The organism is Actinosynnema sp. NPDC023658, from assembly GCF_040639995.1.
GTDB lineage: Bacteria > Actinomycetota > Actinomycetes > Mycobacteriales > Pseudonocardiaceae > Actinosynnema.
The window spans coordinates 1-2,923 of record NZ_JBFAAX010000719.1 but is presented as its reverse complement, the minus strand read 5'-3'; the positions used below and the strand labels follow the sequence as shown (position 1 = coordinate 2,923).

Here is a 2,923-nt window from a genome sequence, read left to right as displayed (position 1 = left end):
CGGCAGCACGTGCTGGTGGCCGATGCTCTGGCGTGGGCGCTGCACCTGAACGGTCGGGACGAGGAGGCGCTGACGTTCGCCGACCGCGCGGCGTCGACCGGGTGGCACAACGCCGTGTTCCTCTACCACCGGGGAGTGATCCTGGCCGGGTTGGGGCACAAGACCGGCTGGCCGCCGTCGAACGCCTGCGGGACCGCTTCACGGCCGTGCCCGCGCTCAGCGCGTCCCTCGTGCTGCTGGTCGGGGCGGGCCTAACCGTGCGCGCGGGCATGGGCCTGTGAGTATGTCGCGAACCGTGAGTATGTTGACGCGTTGTGACGAATCGGGTTGTACGCGTGATCGAGTGGTCCGGGAAGTCCTGGGACGGCCCGTCCGAGACCGCCCTGCATGCCCTCCTCGCGGACCTGGACCTGACCCACCGCCACCTGGTCGTCGAACGGCTCGACCGGGAGCCGGCCGGGCAGCACTACATGCGGGTGCACCTCGACGACGACCTGAGCCACCTGGTCGAGCACCGCGAAGGCGGCCCGGAGCACCACTTCCAGGCGCGGGTGCCCCGACAACCCGACGTGATCGGCGTCGGTCCCGTCGCGGCGGTGCTCGCGGACTGGGCGTTCGACCGGCCGGGGTGGCGCGAGGCGCTGCACTGGGTGCCGCTGTCGGCGGATCAGGCGTGCAGGTCCTGACCGCGCGACGGGTACGCGCGCCACGCGTCCGAGTTCGAGCAGCCACCTGCTCGTCGTGACCCGTGCCGGACGACTGCGGCACGCGAGCTACGAGGTCGGCGGCACGAACTCGGGCTGGTCCAGCACGCGCAGCCACCTGCCGTCGGGCTGACGCCGCACGACCTGCGCGCGGGCACCGCTCCCGTCCTTGGGCGGGGTCGAGGTGAGGGCGATGTCGCCGCTGACCAACGTCGGCAGCGGGGTCTCCTGCTCGAAGTGGGGGCGGTGGGCCAGCACTCCCTCCCACAGCTCGCGGATCGCCTCGCGGCCGACCGTGCGGCTGCCCGGCGGGTAGGCCAGCACCGCGTCCTCCTCGTAGAGCGCCGCCACACCCGCCGCGTCGCCGGCGTTCGACCGCTCGACGAACAGGCGGGTGATGTCCTCGGGGCGCATGGCCTTCTCGTGGTTCCGGTCCTGATCGGACATGACTTCTCCTCGGTTCTGCCTGTGGTCGCCTCAGCGTGGCCGAGCGAGTGCCAGAAGTGAAACAGATGCTTCTTATGGTCGTTAGAATTGCCAGTTATGGAACTGAGGCAGCTCGAGTACTTCGTCGCGGTGGCGGAGGAGCGCAACTTCACCCGCGCCGCCGAGCGGGTCCACATCAGCCAGTCCGGGGTGAGCGCCCAGATCCGGCAGCTGGAGCGCGAGCTCGGCGCCGAGCTGTTCGACCGGTCCGGACGGGCGGTGACGTTGACCGTCGCGGGGAAGGCCGCGCTCGACCCGGCCCGTGCCGCGCTCGCCGCCGCCGGGGCGGTCGGGCAGGCGGTGGACGAGGTGACCCACCTGGTCCGCGGTCGGCTCACCGTGGGCATGGTCGTCGGCTGCACCATCACGGCGCTGTTCGACGCCCTCGCCACGTTCCACCGCGCGCACCCCGCCGTGGAGGTCTCGTTGGTGGAGGGCAACTCCGGCCGGCTCGTCGCGGACGTACACGACGGCTCGGTCGACCTGGCCCTGGTCGGCACGTCGACCACCACGCCCGACGGGCTGGACGCGTGGACGATCATCGACGAACGGCTCGTCGCCGCGGTACCGGCCGGGCACCCGCTGGCGGTGGCGCGGCGCACGACCCTGACCGAGCTGGTCGCCCACCCGCTCGTCTGCATGCCCGCCGGCACCGGCTTGCGCACCGTGTTCGACCAGGCGTGCGCGGCGCGGAGCCTCCGGCCGACGATCGCGCTGGAAGCCAGTGCGGCGGACGCGATCGCCGCGCTGGCGGGCCGGGGTCTCGCGGTGGCCGTCCTCAGCGAGTCGATGGCCGGCCACTACGCCGACCGGCTCGTGACCGTCCCGATCGACGACCTCGACACGCCCGCGCTGCTGTCGCTGGTGTGGAAGAACGACCACAACCCGGCGGTCCGCAGGCTGGTGACGTGCTGCCGGCAAGCGTTTGCCGGGGGTTGATCACCGACGAGCCTGTCCGATCGCAGTTCCGAAAGTCAGCAGGTCAGCACTTCCGAAGGTCAGCAGGTCAGCACGTCGCTCAGGTCGCCTGCACCACGAGGAGGGTGAGGTCGTCGTGGTCCGCGGGTCCCAGCCAGTCGAACGCCACGCGGCGCAAGTGGTCGGACACCGCGGCGGCGGACAGCCCCGCGCAGTCGGCCAGCGCCGCCTTCAGCCGCGCGTCACCGAACAGCTCCTGCCGGTCGCCGTACTTGCGCGCCTCGGTCAACCCGTCGCTGTAGAGCAGCAACGTGTCGCCCGGCGCGAGCACCACCGCGGTCTGGTGGAACCGAACCTCCGGCAGCACGCCGACGATCCCGCCGCGCACCGCCACCTCGTCCACCCGCCCGTCACCGCGCAGCACGAGCGGCGCGGGGTGGCCACCCGCGGCGAGCGTGAGCCGCAACCCACCCGCCTGCACGGGCACCATCGTGCCGACCACGAGCGTGGTGAACAGACGGCTGCCCGCCGCCCGCAACGCCGCGTTGAGCAGGTGCAGCAGTTGCGCGGGCCGCTGCTCGACCACGAGCAGCGTGTGCAGGCTCTGCCGCACCCGACCGCTGTGCGCCGCCGCCTCCAGCCCGTTGCCCGCCACGTCACCGAGCACGAACGCCGCGCTGCCGTCCTCACGCGGGTGGACGTCGTAGAAGTCGCCGCCGATCATCGCCTGCCGGTGCGCGGGCTCGTAGACGCCGGCCAGGGCCGCCCCCGGCACCTCGGGCAGCGGGGTGGGCAGCAGGTTGGCCCGCAGCGCG

4 protein-coding genes and 1 pseudogene are annotated in these 2,923 nt (G+C 72.5%); 3 read left to right on the top strand and 2 right to left on the bottom strand.

Going from position 1 to position 2,923, the window contains the following annotated elements; genetic code table 11:
- Both AB0G02_RS33745 and AB0G02_RS33740 read left to right on the top strand, forming a co-directional pair.
- Window positions 1-255, top strand: a pseudogene (locus AB0G02_RS33745) (hypothetical protein); the annotation flags it as partial.
- Window positions 256-335: 80 nt separating this feature from the next.
- A complete protein-coding gene (locus tag AB0G02_RS33740; protein WP_360802486.1) occupies window positions 336-686 on the top strand; it encodes a hypothetical protein in 351 nt (116 codons plus the stop codon).
- A gap of 87 nt (window positions 687-773) precedes the next feature.
- Here AB0G02_RS33740 and AB0G02_RS33735 read toward each other — a convergent pair whose 3' ends face one another.
- Complete coding sequence (locus tag AB0G02_RS33735; protein WP_360802484.1) at window positions 774-1,151, bottom strand: nuclear transport factor 2 family protein; 378 nt, start codon at window positions 1,149-1,151, stop codon at window positions 774-776.
- Between the two features lie 96 nt (window positions 1,152-1,247).
- Between AB0G02_RS33735 and AB0G02_RS33730 the strand changes: the two genes are divergently transcribed.
- Window positions 1,248-2,129 (top strand): LysR family transcriptional regulator, encoded by an 882-nt coding sequence (locus AB0G02_RS33730; RefSeq protein ID WP_360802481.1) that lies wholly within the window; start codon window positions 1,248-1,250, stop codon window positions 2,127-2,129.
- Window positions 2,130-2,208: 79 nt separating this feature from the next.
- On the opposite strand, the gene AB0G02_RS33725 is transcribed toward AB0G02_RS33730, so the two are convergent.
- Window positions 2,209-2,923: PP2C family protein-serine/threonine phosphatase (locus AB0G02_RS33725; protein WP_360802478.1), on the bottom strand; the 715-nt coding region annotated here is incomplete at its 5' end.